The 17,777-nt window shown below is 70.4% G+C and carries 15 protein-coding genes; 2 read left to right on the top strand and 13 right to left on the bottom strand.

Translation table 11 applies throughout. The features are described 5' to 3' along the window. Positions 1 to 19: 19 nt before the first annotated feature. From rpsD to BZL64_RS05490, 5 genes are all read right to left on the bottom strand, one after another. Positions 20 to 634, bottom strand: coding sequence for a 30S ribosomal protein S4 (rpsD, locus tag BZL64_RS05510; RefSeq protein WP_086766745.1), 615 nt, complete (start codon positions 632 to 634; stop codon positions 20 to 22). Positions 635 to 935: 301 nt separating this feature from the next. Beyond that, positions 936 to 2,291: a replication-associated recombination protein A gene (locus BZL64_RS05505; RefSeq protein ID WP_086766743.1), complete on the bottom strand. Its 1,356-nt coding sequence runs from the start codon at positions 2,289 to 2,291 to the stop codon at positions 936 to 938. Positions 2,292 to 2,355: 64 nt separating this feature from the next. Next, positions 2,356 to 3,015 carry a vitamin K epoxide reductase family protein gene (locus BZL64_RS05500; RefSeq protein ID WP_086766741.1) on the bottom strand — a complete coding sequence of 220 codons (660 nt, stop codon included), beginning with the start codon at positions 3,013 to 3,015 and terminating at the stop codon, positions 2,356 to 2,358. Between the two features lie 220 nt (positions 3,016 to 3,235). Further along, the gene (gene hisS, locus BZL64_RS05495; RefSeq protein ID WP_086766739.1) at positions 3,236 to 4,498 is read right to left on the bottom strand and encodes a histidine--tRNA ligase; all 1,263 of its coding nucleotides are present in this window, start codon (positions 4,496 to 4,498) and stop codon (positions 3,236 to 3,238) included. Positions 4,499 to 4,509: 11 nt separating this feature from the next. After that, positions 4,510 to 5,217, bottom strand: coding sequence for an MBL fold metallo-hydrolase (locus BZL64_RS05490; RefSeq protein ID WP_086766737.1), 708 nt, complete (start codon positions 5,215 to 5,217; stop codon positions 4,510 to 4,512). A 179-nt stretch (positions 5,218 to 5,396) separates the two neighbouring features. Between BZL64_RS05490 and BZL64_RS05485 the strand changes: the two genes are divergently transcribed. Both BZL64_RS05485 and BZL64_RS05480 read left to right on the top strand, forming a co-directional pair. Next, a complete protein-coding gene (locus BZL64_RS05485; RefSeq protein ID WP_086766734.1) occupies positions 5,397 to 6,212 on the top strand; it encodes a peptidylprolyl isomerase in 816 nt (271 codons plus the stop codon). A gap of 143 nt (positions 6,213 to 6,355) precedes the next feature. Beyond that, the gene (locus BZL64_RS05480) at positions 6,356 to 7,585 is read left to right on the top strand and encodes a DUF349 domain-containing protein (protein WP_086766732.1); all 1,230 of its coding nucleotides are present in this window, start codon (positions 6,356 to 6,358) and stop codon (positions 7,583 to 7,585) included. A gap of 95 nt (positions 7,586 to 7,680) precedes the next feature. Here the strand turns inward: BZL64_RS05480 and BZL64_RS05475 are convergent, their stop codons facing one another. From BZL64_RS05475 to yajC, 8 genes are all read right to left on the bottom strand, one after another. Continuing rightward, a complete protein-coding gene (locus tag BZL64_RS05475) occupies positions 7,681 to 8,820 on the bottom strand; it encodes a caspase family protein (RefSeq protein ID WP_086766730.1) in 1,140 nt (379 codons plus the stop codon). Continuing rightward, a complete protein-coding gene (locus tag BZL64_RS05470) occupies positions 8,804 to 9,235 on the bottom strand; it encodes an effector-associated constant component EACC1 (RefSeq protein WP_086766728.1) in 432 nt (143 codons plus the stop codon). Before BZL64_RS05470 ends, BZL64_RS05475 begins: the two co-directional genes overlap by 17 nt. Then, positions 9,228 to 10,538: a serine/threonine-protein kinase gene (locus BZL64_RS05465; RefSeq protein WP_158101507.1), complete on the bottom strand. Its 1,311-nt coding sequence runs from the start codon at positions 10,536 to 10,538 to the stop codon at positions 9,228 to 9,230. Before BZL64_RS05465 ends, BZL64_RS05470 begins: the two co-directional genes overlap by 8 nt. A 133-nt stretch (positions 10,539 to 10,671) precedes the next feature. Then, positions 10,672 to 13,218, bottom strand: a complete 2,547-nt coding sequence (locus BZL64_RS05460; protein ID WP_086766724.1) for a RelA/SpoT family protein — start codon at positions 13,216 to 13,218, stop codon at positions 10,672 to 10,674. A gap of 203 nt (positions 13,219 to 13,421) precedes the next feature. Further along, positions 13,422 to 13,970, bottom strand: coding sequence for an adenine phosphoribosyltransferase (locus BZL64_RS05455; protein WP_086766722.1), 549 nt, complete (start codon positions 13,968 to 13,970; stop codon positions 13,422 to 13,424). Beyond that, the gene (secF, locus tag BZL64_RS05450; RefSeq protein ID WP_086766720.1) at positions 13,967 to 15,085 is read right to left on the bottom strand and encodes a protein translocase subunit SecF; all 1,119 of its coding nucleotides are present in this window, start codon (positions 15,083 to 15,085) and stop codon (positions 13,967 to 13,969) included. Before secF ends, BZL64_RS05455 begins: the two co-directional genes overlap by 4 nt. Positions 15,086 to 15,088: 3 nt before the next feature. Further along, a complete protein-coding gene (secD, locus tag BZL64_RS05445) occupies positions 15,089 to 16,846 on the bottom strand; it encodes a protein translocase subunit SecD (RefSeq protein WP_208639370.1) in 1,758 nt (585 codons plus the stop codon). Positions 16,847 to 16,982: 136 nt separating this feature from the next. Continuing rightward, positions 16,983 to 17,516: a preprotein translocase subunit YajC gene (yajC, locus tag BZL64_RS05440; RefSeq protein ID WP_086766715.1), complete on the bottom strand. Its 534-nt coding sequence runs from the start codon at positions 17,514 to 17,516 to the stop codon at positions 16,983 to 16,985. Between the last annotated feature and the right edge of the window lie 261 nt (positions 17,517 to 17,777).

The raw sequence follows: 17,777 nt of genomic DNA, 5'->3' as shown, positions 1-17,777 counted from the left end.
TCCTACGGCCGCCGGAGGATCAGCGGGCGTAGTACTCGACGACCAGCTGCTCGTCGCAGATGACCGGGATCTCCTTGCGGTTCGGCTCGCGGTCCAGGCGGAACGCCAGGGCGCCGAGGTTCACCTGGAGGTAGCGCGGGGTCTCACCGTCGGGGGCGAACCCACCGGCACGGGCGACCTCGAACAGCGTCTTGCTGCGGCTGCGCTCGCGGACCATCACGACGTCGTCGGGACGGACGCGGAACGAGGGCTTGTCGACCTTCTGGCCGTTGACCTCGATGTGGCCGTGGACGACCATCTGGCGCGCCTGGTAGATCGTGCGGGCGATGCCCGAACGCAGGACCAGCGCGTCAAGACGACGCTCGAGCTCGATGACCAGGGCCTCACCGGTCTTGCCCTGGGTCTTGGCGGCACGCTCGTAGGCGCGGACGAGCTGACGCTCGGACACGTCGTACTGCGCGCGCAGACGCTGCTTCTCGAGCAGACGGACCTTGTAGTCCGAGTTCTGCTTGCGGCCACGGCCGTGCTCACCCGGCGGGTAGGGGCGGGCCTCGAAGTACTTGACGGCCTTCGGGGTCAGCGCGATGCCGAGGGCACGCGACTTCTTGACCTTGGGACGGGGCTGGTTGGCCACGATCTCTCACTTTCCAGAATTCGGCTTGTCAGAGTTAAGGGAGGTCGCATCCGCAGCCGGGGAAACCCGCCGGGTCCGCGTGGGACCTGTCGGGCAGCCGCTCCCCTGGTCTGGGCACATACGTGCAGCACGCGAGTGGCCCACCGACCTCGACCGGAACCCCGGCTGGTGGTGGGCTGCCCGCGACACCTTCGACGGTGCGCGACGCTCCTGGAGCCGGTCCGAAAGCAACCGGGGCTCCCGCTGACTGTCCCGTTCTGACGGCACGGGACGCAGCACTTCGGACGAGTTTACAGGGTGCTCAGTCCCGCTTGCGACCGAGGTGCTTCCTGGTCCACTCCACGGCGTCCGCGTATCGCGCCTCCGCGCCGTGCCGGGTCGGCTCGTAGTACTCGCGGTCCTTGATGGCGTCCGGGGCGTACTGCTGGCCGGCGATGCCCTCGGGCAGGTCGTGCGGGTACACGTATCCCTGCGCGTGCCCCAGCTTGGCGGCTCCCTTGTAGTGCCCGTCCCGCAGATGCGCCGGCACCGGCCCGGCGAGCCCCTTGCGTACGTCGGACAGGGCGGCGCCTATCGCGGTGGTCGCGGCGTTGGACTTGGGGGCGAGGGCCAGGGCGATCGTGGCGTGGCTGAGGGTGAGGGCGGCCTCGGGGAAGCCGATCATGGCGACGGCCTGGGCGGCGGCGACCGCGATCGGCAGGGCACCGGGATCGGCCAGGCCGATGTCCTCGCTGGCCGAGATCATCAGGCGGCGGGCGATGAACCGCGGGTCCTCGCCCGCCTCGATCATGCGGGCCAGGTAGTGCAGGGCCGCGTCGACGTCGGAGCCGCGGATCGACTTGATCAGGGCGCTGGCCACGTCGTAGTGCTGGTCGCCGTCGCGGTCGTACTTCACGGCGGCCCGGTCGACCGTCTCCTCCAGGGTGGCGAGGGCGATCTCCGTCTCACCCTTGTCCAGGGCGGCGCCGGCGGCTGCCTCCAGGGCGGTGAGGGCGCGGCGGGCGTCACCGCCGGCGATGCGCAGGAGGTGGGCCTCGGTGTCCTCGGGGAGGGTGACGGCGCCCTTCAGACCACGCTCGTCGGTGACGGCCCGCCGCAGCAGGCCGCGCAGGTCGTCGTCGGTGAGGGGTTCGAGGGTGAGGAGGAGGGAGCGGGAGAGCAGGGGGGAGATGACGGAGAAGAACGGGTTCTCCGTGGTGGCCGCGATCAGGGTGACCCAGCGGTTCTCGACGGCGGGCAGGAGGGAGTCCTGCTGGGCCTTGCTGAAGCGGTGGATCTCGTCGAGGAAGAGGACGGTCTCCTTGCCGTAGCCGCCGGTGGCGCGGCGGGCGCCTTCGATGACGGCCCGGACCTCCTTGACGCCGGCGGTGATCGCCGACAGTTCGACGAAGCGGGCGTCGGTGGCCTTGGAGACGACGTAGGCCAGGGTGGTCTTGCCGGTGCCGGGCGGGCCCCAGAGGATCACCGAGGACGGGCCGGCCGGGCCCTTGGCGCTCTCGCCCACCAGGCGGCGCAGCGGTGAGCCCGGCTTCAGCAGGTGCTGCTGGCCCACCACCTCGTCGAGGACGCGCGGGCGCATCCGGACGGCCAGGGGGCTCCCGGCGGGGTCCTTCTCCTGGCGTTCTTCGGCTGCGGCGGTGAACAGATCGGGCTCCACACCGAAACCCTAATTCACCGCACCGACAATCCCGTCGGCCGCCCAGAGACCCTGCCCTGCCGGGTCAGCTGGTCCAGAAGTCCCACCAGCGGGTCAGGACCAGCATGCCGATGATGCCGACGTGCAGCACGGGCAGGACCCAGGTGAACTCGCCGAAGAAGCTCTTGAGCCAGCCGGGGGCGGGCAGGAAGCCGTTGCGGACGTTGAACGAGGTGACGTACCAGAACATGAAGATCGTGGCGACCCAGGCCAGGGAGCACCACAGGCACAGGGCGTTGATCCGGTACAGGGACTGGAACATCAGCCAGGCGCAGAACACCACTCCGAAAAGGGTGCCCGCGTTGAAGGTGAGCCAGTACCAGCGCGGGAAGCGGGCACCGGCCAGCAGGCTGATGCCGACGCAGACGACGATGCCGTAGGCGACGAGACCGAGCATCGGGTTGGGGAAGCCGAATACCGAGGCCTGGTCGCTCTCCATGACGCTGCCGCAGGAGACGACGGGGTTGAGGCTGCAGCCGGGGGTGAAGGTCTTGCCCTCGACCTTGGCCTCGAGGAGCTTGAACTTGTCGATCGTGATGACCCACGCGGCGAGCAGTCCGGCCGCGCCGGTGATCACCAGCAGCAGGGCCAGCGCCCGGCTGCCGCCCGCCGTCCTGGGCGCGGCCGATCCGGCGCGCTGCGGCTCGGACTCCGTGGAGGTGTCCTTGACTGTCGTCTTGCTCATCACGCCGATTCCGTCACTTGAGACCTGGACCTTCTTCGGGCAGGGCCATTGTGCCGCACACGCGCGGGTGCACACCGTTCGCTCCACATAAGGATGAAGGTGAGACCTGGTGCGCGCGTTCGGTTCCGGACAGCCGCCGGACCCGGCCGCCGTGCCCGACCCCGGACGCGCCAAGGGCGCCGCACATCCGTGAAGACGTACGGCGCCCCCGCGCGCGTGATCAGCCGAGCCGTGACTCCAGCTCCGCCACGATCTCGTTGACGCCGACCGCGCTCTGCTCGCCGGATTCCATGTCCTTGAGCTGGACGACGCCCTCGGCGAGGTCGCGTTCGCCGGCGACGATCGTGTAGCGGGCGCCGCTGCGGTTGGCGTTCTTCATCGCGCCCTTGAGGCCCTTGCCCCCGTAGGCGAAGTCGGCGGCGACGCCGAGCTTGCGCAGTTCGGTGACCTTGGCGAACAGGACGCGGCGGGCCTCCTCGCCGAGCGGTACGGCGAACACACTGGTGGACGCCGGGAGCTGGAGTTCCACGCCCTCCGCCTCCAGCGCCAGGACGGTGCGGTCGACGCCGAGGGCCCAGCCGACGGACGGCAGCGCGGGGCCGCCGATCATCTCGGACAGACCGTCGTAACGGCCGCCGCCGCCCACCGCGGACTGCGAACCGAGGCCGTCGTGGACGAACTCGAAGGTGGTGCGGGTGTAGTAGTCCAGGCCGCGGACCAGCTTCGCGTCGTCCTCGAAGACGACGCCGGCCGCCGTGATCAGCTCGCGGACCTCCTCGTGGTACGCCTTGCAGGCGTCGCAGAGGTAGTCGCGCAGCAGCGGGGCGCCGGTGAGCTGCTGCTGCACGTCCCGGCGCTTGTCGTCGAGGACCCGCAGCGGGTTGATCTCCGCTCGGCGCAGCGTCTCCTCGTCGAGGTCCAGGCCGCGCAGGAAGGCCTGCAGTGCCTCCCGGTACACCGGGCGGCACTCCTTGTCGCCCAGGCTGTTGAGCAGGATGCGGAAGTTCCTGAGCCCCAAGGAGCGGTAGGCCTGGTCGGCCAGGATGATCAGCTCGGCGTCCAGCGCCGGGTCCTCGGCGCCGATCGCCTCGGCGCCGACCTGGGAGAAGTGGCGGTAGCGGCCTGCCTGCGGCTGCTCGTACCGGTAGTACGAGCCCGAGTACCAGAGCTTGACGGGGAGGTTGCCCTGCCGGTGCAGGTTCGCCTCCAGAGCGGCGCGCAGGACGGAGGCCGTGCCCTCGGGGCGCAGGGCGAGACGGTCGCCGCCCTTGGTCTCGAAGGCGTACATCTCCTTGGTCACGATGTCGGTGGACTCACCGACTCCGCGCGCGAACAGCTCGACGTTCTCGAAGCCGGGCGTCTCGACGTAGCCGTAGCCGGAGCTGCGCAGCGGGGCCGCGATGGCCTCGCGGACGGCGAGGAAGGCCGCCGAACGCGGCGGGATCAGGTCGTACGTGCCCTTGGGGGCCTGGAAGGTACTCACGGGAGGTCTCGTCACATTCCTCGTCGGGGAGCCTCGGAGGCTCCCTGGCCGGCCGCCACCTGCCGCAGATACGGGTTGGTGGCGCGTTCCTGGCCGATGGTCGTGTGCTCATTGTGACCGGGCAGCACCACGGTGGAGTCGTCGAGCGGAAGGACCACGCGGGCCAACGACTCGAGCATGTCGTCCATGGAGCCACCGGGCAGGTCGGTGCGTCCGATGGAGCCGGCGAACAGCAGGTCGCCCGAGAAGAGCACGGACGGGACGTCCGCGATCTCGGGCATCCGGAAGGTCACCGACCCCCTCGTATGGCCCGGCGCGTGCGCGACGGAGAACTCCAGCCCCGCCAGTCGCAGCTTCGCGCCGTCGGTCAGCTCGCGGACGTCGTCCGGCTCCCCCACGGTCAGCTCGCCCAGCAGCGGCATGCCGATGGACCGGCCGAGCCCCTTCTCGGGGTCGTTCATCATGAACCGGTCCTCGGGGTGGATCCAGGCCGGGACGCCGTGCGCCCCGCAGACCGGGACGACCGAGGCAACATGGTCGAGATGGCCGTGGGTGAGGACGACGGCGACGGGCTTGAGCCGATGCTTCCTGAGCGTCTCCTCGACTCCGGGGGCCGCCTGGTGGCCCGGGTCGATGATCACGCACTCCTCACCGGCGGCGGGGGCGACGAGATAACAGTTCGTCCCCCAGGCCCCGGCGGGGAACCCGGCAATGAGCACGATCGTCCTTCGTTTGTGTCGATACGGGTGGCTTGTGAGCGGCTGCGCCAGTGGTCAGAGCCTACCGGCGCTGCCGATTCCTCAGCGAACCCATATACGGTACGGGGCACACGCAGGCGGTCGGCTCACTGGACGCACGCGTACCGGTGGACATACGAGACGCATGAGGAGAGAACCCGGTGGTCACCCAGGAACAGCGCAAGCGTCAGCTCGCCCGGGAGAAGTTCTTGCGGCAGCAGCAGCGCCGTACGGCCTCGCGACGCAAGGCACGCGCGCGCAACGCGGTGATCGCGTCGGTCCTCGGCGTGATCGTGGTGGGCAGTCTGGCGCTGTACACGACCGGCGTCCTCAAGGACGACGACAAGACGAACGCCGCCGCCGAGACGACCCCGTCGCCCTCGCCGAGCGCCGTCAAGGACCCTTGCGAGAAGCCCGCCGAGGGCGCGGTCAAGACGCAGACGTGGAAGAAGGAGCCGGCGGTCACGATCGACAAGTCGGCGAAGTACGCGATGAAGCTGGCCACGACCTGCGGTGACATAGACATCGCGCTGAAGGCGTCGGCCGCCCCGCACACCGTGAACTCGTTCAGCTTCCTCGCCGGCAAGGGCTACTTCGACCACACCAAGTGCCACCGGCTCACCACCAACGGCATCTTCGTGCTCCAGTGCGGCGACCCGACGGGCACCGGCAGCGGCGGGCCCGGCTACACGATCCCGGACGAGAACCTGAAGGACGCCAGCCTCAAGGCGAACGTCTATCCGGCCGGCACCGTCGCGATGGCCAACACCGGTCAGCCGGGCAGCGGCGGCAGCCAGTTCTTCCTCGTCTTCGAGGACAGCCAGCTCCCGCCGAGCTACACACCGTTCGGGACGGTCTCCGAGACCGGCATGGCCGTTCTCAAGAAGATCGCCGCCGCGGGCGAGAACACGGGCGCCGGTGACGGTGCCCCGAACGCGACCGTGGTGATCGACAAGGCGACGGTCACCAAGTCCTGATGACAGGGCGGTCAACCGCCCAATTTCGGTCGTGCTGGATGCGGACAGGCGACCCGCCGGTCGCCTATGTTGGCCGTGACGAAACTGTGGACGATGCCCAGGGGCGCCGAAGCCCCTCGGAGGCATCATGTGGAGGAGGCGCTGTGAGCAGCGACCCGTGGGGCCGCGTCGACGAGACGGGGACCGTGTACGTGCGTACGGCCGACGGCGAGCAGGTCGTCGGTTCCTGGCAGGCCGGCTCCCCTGACGAGGCGCTGGCCTACTTCGAGCGCAAGTACGAGGGCCTGGTGGTCGAGATCGGCCTCCTCGAGAAGCGAGTGCGCACGACCGACCTGTCCTCGAAGGACGCCCAGGTCGCCATCGACCACATTCGCGCGCAGGTGGACGCGCATCACGTGGTCGGCGATCTGGACGCGCTGCGGACCCGGCTGGACAAGCTGGTGGCGACGGTCGAGGCCCGCCGCGAGGAGCGCAAGCAGCAGCGGGCCAAGCAGTCCGACGAGGCCCGCAAGGCCAAGGAGGACCTGGTCACCGAGGCGGAACAGCTGGCGCAGTCGGACCAGTGGCGGGCGGCCGGTGAGCGGCTGCGGGCGCTGGTGGACATCTGGAAGGGTCTGCCGCGCCTGGACCGCAAGTCGGACGACGAACTGTGGCACCGGTTCTCGCACGCCCGCTCGGCGTTCTCCAAGCGCCGCAAGGCCCACTTCGCGCAGCTCGACGCGCAGCGCGAGGACGCCCGCCGGGTGAAGGAGCGGCTGGTCGCCGAGGCCGAGGCGCTGTCCAGCTCGACGGACTGGGGTCCGACGGCCGCGCGCTACCGGGACCTGATGACCGAGTGGAAGTCGGCGGGCCGCGCGCAGCGCGAGCACGAGGACGATCTGTGGAACCGCTTCCGCGGTGCCCAGGACGTCTTCTTCGCCGCCCGCAGCTCGGTCTTCGCGGAGCGCGACGCCGAGCAGACGGAGAACCTGAAGCTGAAGGAGGAGCTGGCCGAGGAGGCCGAGAAGATCCTCCCGATCACCGATCTGAAGGCGGCGCGGGCCGCGTTCCGCACGGTCAACGAGCGGTGGGAGGCCATCGGCCATGTGCCGCGCGACTCCCGGCCGAAGGTCGAGGGCCGGATGCACGCGGTGGAGCGGGCGATCCAGGAGGCCGAGGAGGCCGAGTGGCGCCGGAGCAACCCGGAGGCACGCGCGCGTGCCGAGGGGCTGACCGGTCAGCTCCAGGCGGCGGTGGACAAGCTCCGTTCCCAGATCGAGCAGGCGCGCGCCCAGGGCAACAGCTCCAGGGCCGACAAGCTGGAGCGTGAGCTGGAGGGCCGTCAGGCGCTGCTGGACCAGGCGCTCAAGGGTCTCCAGGAGTTCGGCGGCTGACACCGCCTGTCGGAACCGGCCTCGCGGCCCGGCTGTGGGAGACCACGGCCGGGCCGTTCGGCGTTGTGCCCGAAGCCTCTTGGCCGGCGTCCGGCTCAGGCGGGGCCGCCCCGTTCACCGATGTCCAGGGCGTGCTTGAGGACCTCGCAGGCCTGGAGGTGGTTGCCGGACTCCTGGAGCAGGTCGGCGAGGCGCCGGCAGACCAGGACGGCTTCCGGGCCGTACACCTTGTGGACCTGCTGGAAGGCGAGTTCCAGGACCTCGATGGCGTCCTTGACCTGGCCGGTCTCGGCGAGGAGTTCGGAGAGTTCGAGCTGGACGGTGAGCAGGTCGCCCTGGGCGCCGGCGTTCTGCTGTTCCTGGAGGGCGAGCCGCAGGACGGGCAAGGCGTCACGCGTGTTGCCCTCGGCGCGCAGCAGCCGGGCGACAGCGAGGCCGGTGGAGACCATGGCGGCGCGGACGTCGGCGGCCAGGACGGGGCCGACCGGGGTGGTGTGGCGGGCGGCGCGGGACTTGTTGCGGGCCAGTGGCAGCCGTCCGACGCCGTTCTCCTGGGAGTGCTGGGGCAGTGGCCGGTTCTTGGCGCGCAGGCGTTCCAGCAGGACGCGGTAGAGGGTGTCGAGGTCGATCAGTTCGGGGCCGTCCTCGACGCCGTGCCGCAGGACGGTGAGGAGTTCGCCGGTGAAGGCGGTGTAGCGCTCGCCGTCGGGGGCCAGGGCGATCCGGTCGCGGGGTGAGGCGGTCAGGACGTACGCCCCGTCCACGGCGGCCTCGGCGGCGAGGACGTCGCTGCCGGACAGGGCGCGGGCGGCGCGGCCGCTGAAGCAGCAGTCCAGGAGGACGACCTTGCGGCGGGCGCGGGCGGAGCGCAGTGCGGTGCGCAGGTGCTGGTAGGCGACGGCGGTGTAGCCGAGGTGTTCGCGGGAGTCGCCGAGCGCGAGGTAGAGGTCGGCGGAGTCGGCGTCGCGCATGCCGTGTCCGGCGAAGTACACCAGCAGCGTGTCGGTGGCCTCCTCGCTCGCCTGGTAGACGGGGTCGAGGATGGTCTGGGGGCTCAGCGGGTCGGTGACGACCGTGCAGTGCTGCACGGGCAGTCCCCACACGGTGGCGTCGCACAGCTCGGCGGCGAGGTCGACGACGCCGGCCTCGACGGCGGGGAGCTGGGGCAGGTGGCGGTAGGAGGCGGTGCCGATGAGGACGGCCCGCGAGCGCGCCGGGTCAGGCAGTGCCGTCATCGCCTCCGCTTCCCTCTGTGCGGGTGCGCGGGGCGGGCGGGACGGCGGAAGCGGTGTCGCCGTCGAGGAGGGCCGCGAGGCGCCGTACGGTCTGCTCGTCGCGGGCCGCCCGGGCGGTGAGCAGGACCTCCACGTCGCCGCGGCGCAGGGTGACCGCCGGGGCGCGGCGCAGCGAGGTCTGCCATTGGAGGACGGAGACCACCAGGGAGGCCGCGGACAGTCCGCCGGAGACGGCGAACTGGAGCACGTCGAAGCCGGTGCCCATGGCGTCGGCCGGGGGCGGCGGGGCCGGTGCGAGGCCGGCCCGCACGCCCGCCGACTCGTCGGCGCGCAGCCAGCGCAGCAGGGAGCGCAGGTCGTCCTCGGTGCCGGTGGCGTCCAGGGAGGCCGAGATACCCGGGCCGGGGTCAGTCATCGTGTCCGTCCGTTCGTCGGGCCACGCGTCTGTTGACGCGGGAGAAGAGGTCGATCGCGTCCCGCCCGGCGTCGAGCCGTGCCAGGCAGACCGCGTGCCAGTACTGGCTGGTCAGGGTGGTCGGATGGTCGGGCCCGAGCGTGGAGAGGCAGACCGGGACGACGACCGCCAGCATCTGCGCCGCCTCCTGGAGCCGGCCGCGCTGCACGAGGTTGACGGCCTCGCGCTGCCGGGACAGCGCGCTCTGCGGGGTCATGCTGCCGAGCACGATCCTGCGGGTGGTGTCGCTGAGGGTGGCGGGCCGGAAGGGGTCCTGGGGTGCGTCACGCGGGGCGGGCAGGACGGCCGCCTCGTCCCAGAGGTACTCGGGCACGTCCTCGTCGGGGTCGGCGGCTTCGGGAAAGGGCTGGACCGCCCGGGCGTCCCGTACGGCGTCCTCGCGGGCCCGGCCGGTCACCAGGCCGGCCAGGGACTCCGTGCCGCCGTAGGTCAGGGGCAGGAGGACGTCACGGATGGTCTCGGCGTCCTGGCGGCGCAGGGCCGGGTCCTGCCGGCACAGGTCGTCGACCAGCCGGCACAGGTCCTCTGGGCAGTCCCAGCGGCTTCCGGTGAGCGGGGGGACGCCGTCGCCGAGGGCCCGTTCCATGATGGCGCCGAAGTCGACGGTGGGGCCGAAGGGCAGCTCGCCGGTGATCATGAGGTACATGCAGACGCCGAGGCCGTACCAGTCGGCGGCGCGCTCCGGCAGGACGCCGCGCATGGCCTCGGGCGCCATGAACTGCGGGGTGCCGACGAGGGCGCCGGTGCGGGTGATGGCGGCCTCGCCTGCCAGCCGGGCCAGGCCGAAGTCCTGGAGGACGACGCGTCCGCTGCGGGTGATGCCCACGTTGGTGGGCTTGACGTCGCGGTGCAGGACCCCGGCCGCGTGTGCCGCCTCCAGGGCCTCCGCCATACCGAACGCCACCGTGCACACCACGGCCGTCGGCAGCCGTCCCACGACCGACACCAGGCCGGCGAGCGTCGTGCCGTCGAGCACCTGCATCACGAGGTAGGGGGTGCCGTCGTGCACCCCGCTGTCGTAGAGGGTGACGACGCCGGGGTGGTCGATCCGGGCCAGGGCGCGGGCCTCGCGCCGGAACCGGTCCCAGGCCTCACTGTCCCCGGCCAGGCCCTCGACGGCGGTGAGCATCTTCACGGCGACGCGGCGGTCGAGCCGGGTGTCCTCCGCCTCGTGCACGACCCCCATGCCACCGCGGCCGAGGAAGCGGACGGGGCGGTACCGCCCGGCGACCAGGACGGGCACGGCGGGCGGGGACGCCTCCGCCGGAGGGTCCGGTCTGCTCTCCGCCGACGGCTCCGCGCCCGCTAATCCGTCCTGTACAGGACCGCCCATGCCACTCCCCCGTCCCCGCCGGCTCCTGCCGTTTGCCCGTAGGTTACGGCCTGCGCGCCGACGTCACCCGGTACACGTCGTAGACGCCCTCGACCCCGCGGACGGCCTTCAGGACGTGCCCCAGGTGCTTGGGGTCGCCCATCTCGAAGGTGAAACGGGAGGTGGCGACACGGTCGCGGGAGGTCTGGACGGCCGCCGAGAGGATGTTGACGTGCTGGTCGGACAGGACGCGCGTGACGTCCGAGAGGAGACGGGAGCGGTCCAGCGCCTCGACCTGTATGGCGACCAGGAACACCGAGGACTGGGTGGGCGCCCACTCGACCTCGAGGATGCGCTCGGGCTCACGGGACAGCGAGTCGACGTTGACGCAGTCCGTGCGGTGCACCGATACGCCGCTGCCGCGTGTGACGAAGCCCATGATCGGGTCGCCGGGGACGGGCGTACAACAGCGGGCCAGTTTGACCCACACGTCGTCGACGCCCTTGACCACGACGCCCGGGTCGTTGCTGCTGCGTCGCTTGCGGCCGCGCGAGGGGACGCTCTCGTCGATCTCCTCGCTCGCGGCCTCCTCGCCGCCGAGGGCCTGCACCAGCTTCTGCACGACGTTCTGCGCGGCGACATGTCCCTCGCCGATCGCGGCGTACAGCGAGGAGATGTCCGGGTAGCGCATCTCGTGCGCGAGCGTGACCAGCGAGTCGCCGGTGAGGATGCGCTGGATCGGCAGGTTCTGCTTGCGCATCGCGCGGGCGATGGCGTCCTTGCCCTGTTCGATCGCCTCGTCGCGGCGCTCCTTGGAGAACCACGCCCGGATCTTGTTGCGGGCGCGCGGCGACTTGACGAAGCCCAGCCAGTCACGGGACGGCCCGGCTCCGGCCGCCTTGGAGGTGAAGACCTCCACCAGGTCGCCGTTGTCCAGGGTCGATTCCAGGGGTACGAGTCTGCCGTTGACCCGGGCTCCTATCGTCCGGTGGCCGACCTCCGTGTGGACCGCGTACGCGAAGTCCACCGGCGTCGCCCCGGCCGGGAGCGCTATGACGTCGCCCTTGGGCGTGAAGACGAAGACCTCGTTGCGGGACAGGTCGAAGCGCAGGGACTCCAGGAACTCACTGGGGTCTTCGGTCTCCTTCTGCCAGTCCAGGAGCTGGCGCAGCCACGCCATGTCGTTGAGGTGGTCGTCCTTGCCCTTGCCGGACGACTTGGGGGCGTCGCTGCGGACCTTGGAGGCGCCGGCGACGGCCTCCTGCTTGTACTTCCAGTGCGCGGCGATGCCGTACTCGGCGCGGCGGTGCATGTCGAAGGTGCGGATCTGGAGTTCGACCGGCTTGCCGTTGGGGCCGATGACCGTCGTGTGCAGCGACTGGTACATGTTGAACTTGGGCATCGCGATGTAGTCCTTGAACCGGCCGGGGACCGGGTTCCATCGCGCGTGCACGGTGCCGAGGGCCGCGTAGCAGTCGCGGACGGTGTCCACGAGGACGCGGATGCCCACCAGGTCGTAGATCTCCGCGAAGTCACGGCCGCGGACGATCATCTTCTGGTAGACGCTGTAGTAGTGCTTCGGGCGGCCGGTGACGGTCGCCTTGATGCGGGCGGCGCGCAGATCGGCCTGGACCTCGTCGGTCACTATGGCCAGATACTCGTCACGCTTGGGTGCCCTCTCGGCCACCAGCCGGACGATCTCGTCGTACATCTTGGGGTAGAGGATCGCGAAGGCGAGATCCTCCAGTTCCCACTTGATGGTGTTCATGCCCAGGCGATGGGCGAGCGGCGCGTAGATCTCGAGGGTCTCGCGCGCCTTCTTCTCCTGCTTCTCGCGCTTGAGATAGCGCATGGTGCGCATGTTGTGCAGGCGGTCGGCCAGCTTGATGACCAGCACGCGCGGGTCCTTGGCCATGGCGACGACCATCTTGCGGACGGTCTCGGCCTGCGCGGCCTCGCCGAACTTGACCTTGTCGAGCTTGGTGACACCGTCGACGAGGAGGGCGACCACGTCGCCGAAGTCGCGCCGCAGATCGTCCAGGCCGTACTCGGTGTCCTCGACGGTGTCGTGCAGCAGGCCCGCCATGAGGGTGGCCGGATCCATGCCCAGTTCGGCGAGGATCGTCGTCACCGCGAGCGGGTGCGTGATGTACGGGTCGCCGCTCTTGCGCTTCTGACCGCGGTGCCAGCGCTCGGCGACCTGGTAGGCCTTCTCGATCTGGCGCAGGGTCGCGGTCTCGATCTTCGGGTCGTTGCTGCGCACTATCCGCAGCAGCGGTTCCAGGACCGGGTTGTAGGGGTTCACGCGCTGGACGCCGAGGCGGGCGAGGCGGGCGCGGACGCGGTTGGAGGAGCCGGAGCGGGCGGGCGGCTGAGCGGCGGCCGGGCGGGCGGCAGGCGTGCCGGCCGGCCGGGCCGCCGGCGTGACGGCGGAGCTCTCGGGCGTGGACGGCTTGGGGCGGGGCTGCTCGGCCGGCTGCTCGACGGAGGCGGAGCGGTCGTGCTCGACCGGCCCGCGGGCGTCGTCGTGCGCTTGCGACGCGGGCGTGGCCGCGGGCTCCGAGGAGGACTCGGGCTTGGCGGCGGTCAGGTGCTGGGCCTCGTCTGGCAAGAGGGCTCCTCGTGCGCGATCCGGGTGCCCCGGTCAGGCTCCGGAGCACCCATCGTAGCGATCCCGGGCTCCGGCATCGCCTCCAGACCGATGTGAGAGCGGTCAACCCGTGGAACACAAGGGGCGGGCACCGGATTCCTCCGGGCCCGCCCGCTTGCCGTACGACGGTTGTCGCGCCGTGTCGATCACGCGCTACGGCGCTGTCAGACCGTGAGCAGTGCCTCCAGTGGTGCTCCGGCCAGGGCCGCCTCCAAGCGGGGCCTGCCGTTCAGGAAGCCCAGCTCCATGAGGACCGCCACGCCGGCGACCTGGGCGCCCGCACGCTGGATGAGCTGGATCGAGGCCTCGGCGGTGCCGCCGGTGGCGAGGACGTCGTCGACGATCAGGATGCGGTCGTCGGCGGTCAGGTCCTCGGCGTGGATCTCGATCTCGGCCGAGCCGTACTCCAGGTCGTAGGCCTGGGAGAGGGTGGCTCCGGGGAGCTTCCCCGCCTTGCGCACGGGGACGAAGCCGAGGCCCGCCCGGACGGCGACGGGGGCTCCGAGGATGAACCCTCGGGCCTCCAGACCGACGACCTTGGTGGCGCCGGTGCGCTCGGCGATCTCCGCGAACGCGTCGGTGAGCGCGCTGAACGCCGCCGGGTCCGCGAGCAGCGGGGTGATGTCCTTGAACATCACGCCCGGCTCCGGGTGGTCGGCCACGTCACGGATGCGGCTGAGCAGCAGCGTCGTGATGTCGGTGGTCTCGGTCATCGGCGCTTCCCCGAGGGACGGCCACGGCCGCGGCCGCGGGACGCCGGCTGGGTGCGCGGACCGACGACCGCCGTCTCGACGTCCTCCGGGTCCTCGTCCGCACCGCCGTCGTAGCCGTACGACGGCGTGGGCTCCTCGTCTGCGGGCGACTGGGCACGCTTGGCGAGGACACGCTTCCGCAGGGCCTTGACTTGCGGCTCGAGTTCCTTGAGGTCGGCGACGAGCGGCGTGGCGATGAAGATCGAGGAGTAGGCACCGGCGGCGAGGCCGACGAACAGCGACAGCGAGATGTCGTTGAGCGTGCCCGCGCCGAGGAAGCCGCCACCGATGAACAGCAGGCCCGCGACCGGGAGCAGCGCGACCACCGTGGTGTTGATGGAACGCACCAGGGTGCCGTTGATCGAACGGTTCGCGATCTCGCTGTACGTGAAGCGGGTCTGCTTCGTGAGGTCCTTCGTCTGTTCCTTGAGGGAGTCGAAGACGACGACCGTGTCGTACAGGGAGTAACCGAGAATGGTCAGCAGACCGATCACCGTGCCCGGCGTGACCTCGAAGCCGACGAGGGCGTAGATGCCGACGGTGATGGTGATGTCGTGGATCAGGGCGATGAGGGCCGCGATGGCCATGCGCCACTCGAAGGCGATGGCCAGATAGATCACCACCAGCACCATGAAGATCGCCAGACCCTGCCAGGCCTTGTTGGCGATCTGGTCACCCCAGCTGGGACCGACCAGATCGGCCGCGATCGACTCGGGGTTGACCTTGAAGTCCTTGGCCAGCTCTTCCTTGACCGTGTCGGACTGCTTGGTGTCCATGCCGGCGATCTGGATGCGCACCGAGCCGTCGCCGAGCTTCTGCACGACGGCTTCGTGGCCCGACGCCTCCTCGGCGGCGGTCTGCGCCTGCGAGATGGAGATGGAGCCGTTCTTCGCGGTGGTGAAGACGGCACCGCCCTGGAAGTCGATGCCCATGTTCAGGCCGCGCACCGCCAGGCCCACGATCGCCGTGATGGTGATCAGGATCGAGATGCCGTACCAGATCTTGCGGTGACCGATGAAGTCGTAGCTGATCTCACCACGGTGGAGTCGGGCGCCGAGGCTGCCGAGTTTCGACATCGCTCACGCCTCCTTCGTCTCGACGGGACCGGCGGCAGGACCGGAGGGACGGCGGGTGCGGCGCAGCGGCGCCTTGGCACCCAGGCTCTTCGGGTCGAGGCCGGACCACTTGTGGCCGCTCGCGAAGAACTTGCGGCGGGCGATCAGCGTCATCAGCGGCTTGGTGAAGAAGAAGACCACGACCACGTCGAGGACGGTGGTCAGACCGAGCGTGAACGCGAAGCCCTGGACCTTGCCGACGGTGACGAGGAACAGCACCGCCGCGGCGAGGAACGACACGAAGTCGGAGACCAGGATGGTGCGCCGCGCGCGCGGCCAGGCCCGCTCGACCGCGGGACGCAGGGAGCGGCCCTCGCGGATCTCGTCCCGGACCCGTTCGAAGTAGACGATGAACGAGTCCGCCGTGATGCCGATGGCGACGATGGCACCGCAGACGGCCGGCAGGTTGAGCGCGAAGTGGATGGTCGGGCCGAGCAGCGACATGATCACGTACGTCAGCGCGGCGGAGACCAGCAGCGAGGCGATCGCGATGAGCGACAGGCCGCGGTAGTAGGCCACCAGGTAGATGATCACCAGGGCGAGGCCGATGGCGCCCGCGAGGAGACCGGCGCGGAGCTGGTCACCGCCGAGTGCCGCGGTCACCGTCTGGACGCTCGACTCCTGGAAGGAGAGCGGGAGCGCGCCGTAGGACAGCATGTTCGCGAGGCCCTGGGCCTCGTCCTGCGTGAAGCTGCCGGAGATCTGGGCCTGGCCGCCCGCGATGGAGGAGCTGACGTACGGGCTGGAGACGACCTCGCCGTCGAGGACGATGCCGAACTGGTTCTGCGGCTGCTGGTTCTGGGCGAGCTGGCCGGTGATGTCCGCGAACTTCTTCGCGCCCTTGGAGTTGAAGTCCATGGTGACCTGCCAGCCGGCGGCGGTCTGCGTGTCGTAGACCGCCTTGGCCTCGTCGACCTCGGTGCCGTCGACGGCGGCCGGGCCGAGCAGGTACTTGTACCAGGCGCCGTCGATCTGGCCGCAGGCCACGGTCGTGTCGCCGGGCTTGACGCCTTCGCCGAGCACGGAGCGCTGCTTGCGCTCGCTGCAGTCCAGGGAGGTGTACTTCGCCTGGAGCGCGGCCTCGTCTGCGGGGGGCGCGGACGCCGAGGGGCTGGCGGAGGCGGAGGCGCTCGCTGAGGGCGACGGCGTCGTGTCGGCCTTCAGGGCGTCGGGGACGGCACGGCCCTGGGAGGTGGCGGAGGCCGACGGGGAGGTCGAGGAGGAGGCCTTCTCACCGGCGGAGGCGCTGGTGGAGGGGCTCGGCGACGCGCTCGGGGAACCGCTGGCCGACGGGCTCGGCGAGGTGCTCGCGGCGGGGCCGCTGGGCTCGCTGGCCAGAACCGGACGGAAGTACAGCTTGGCGGTGGTGCCGACCTGTTCCCGGGCTTCCTTGGAGTTGATGCCCTTGGGGATGTTGACGATGATGTTGCGATCGCCCTGGGTCTGCACCTCCGCCTCGGAGACGCCCAGCCCGTTGACACGGCGGTTCATGATCTCGACCGCGGTGTCCATGTTGGCCTTGTTGATCGCGGACCCTTGGTCGGCCTTCGCCTCGAGCGTGATGCTCGTACCGCCGGCAAGGTCGATGCCGAGACGCGGAGTCGTGTGACCGGAGAGGAACATTCCTCCGGTGAGCCCCACGATGGCGATCAGGATCAGGGCCAGCGAGCGCCACGGCTTGCTCTGGGCACTCGCGCTCCGGCCCTTTTTAGGTGCTGCCACCTTCTCGTACTCCCTCTCGGGCCGCCTCGCGCCGGGTCAGCGCGGCAACGGCCATGACATGGTGTCGGGATCCCCTATGTGCGAGATTGCGCGCGCCCGGGGCACACGGGACGGGCCCGCGTGCCCCGGGTCGTGGCTACTTCTTCGCGTCGGAGTCGCCGTCGGTCTTCTTCGGCTCTTCGTCGGCCGCGGCCGTCTTCTCCTCGGCGGTCTTCTCGGGCTCCTCGTCGGCCTCGGCGGCGTCCTTCGTGCCGGCTTCCTCGTCCTTCTTGCCGAGGTCGACGCTCTGGTCGCCGGAGGCGGCGGCAGCGTCGGCGGACCCGTCGGTCTCGGTGAGGGAGGAGGCGTCGTCGGGGACGACGTCGGCGTCGGACTTCAGGTCGTGCTCGATGCCGTGGACGATGCGGTTGTACTCGTCGTCCGTCAGGACGGCACCGATCGAGTTCTTCGCGAAGAGCAGGTCCACACCCGGGCCGGCGTCGAGGAGGACCGTGTCCTCGCTGACCTCCTTGACCGTCGCGTACATGCCCCCGATCGTGCGGACACCGCTTCCGGGCTGCATCTGGTTACGCATGTCCGCAGCCTGCTGCTGCTTCTTCTTCGCCGACCGCGTCATCAGGAACATGGCCCCGATGAGCACGACGAACGGGAGGATGGTCACGAGACTCACGGGTCGGTACTTCCTTCACGCGACCGCGATGGTGAGCGGCCTGATGGTTGGGGGTATGTGCGCTGCCGACAAGGGCAGCATCGGCGGAGTCTAAGCGAGTCCGCGCGCAGTGAACAACGCTCAGCATGGCACCAGGGTTCCTGGCACCGCCATGGCCCCGTCCGATCCCGGCCGGATGCCCCCGCCGTCACGCCCCGAACAGGTCCTGTTGTCCGTTTCCCGCCGTGGCGGGGCGGGGCGGGGTCAGGCCGAGATGGGTCC

The organism is Streptomyces bobili, assembly GCF_002154575.1.
Classification (GTDB): domain Bacteria; phylum Actinomycetota; class Actinomycetes; order Streptomycetales; family Streptomycetaceae; genus Streptomyces; species Streptomyces bobili.
Note: the sequence above shows the minus strand (reverse complement) of the source record. Positions and strands in the feature narration are given on the sequence as shown.

What these genes read in the sequence shown, in the direction of transcription:
- BZL64_RS05500 (WP_086766741.1), bottom strand. Translation starts at nt 3,015, where the DNA reads ATGAGCAAGACGACAGTCAAGGACACCTCCACGGAGTCCGAGCCGCAG.
- BZL64_RS05455 (WP_086766722.1), bottom strand. Translation starts at nt 13,970, where the DNA reads ATGACCGAGACCACCGACATCACGACGCTGCTGCTCAGCCGCATCCGT.
- BZL64_RS05475 (WP_086766730.1), bottom strand. Translation starts at nt 8,820, where the DNA reads ATGACGGCACTGCCTGACCCGGCGCGCTCGCGGGCCGTCCTCATCGGC.
- BZL64_RS05470 (WP_086766728.1), bottom strand. Translation starts at nt 9,235, where the DNA reads ATGACTGACCCCGGCCCGGGTATCTCGGCCTCCCTGGACGCCACCGGC.
- secF (WP_086766720.1), bottom strand. Translation starts at nt 15,085, where the DNA reads ATGTCGAAACTCGGCAGCCTCGGCGCCCGACTCCACCGTGGTGAGATC.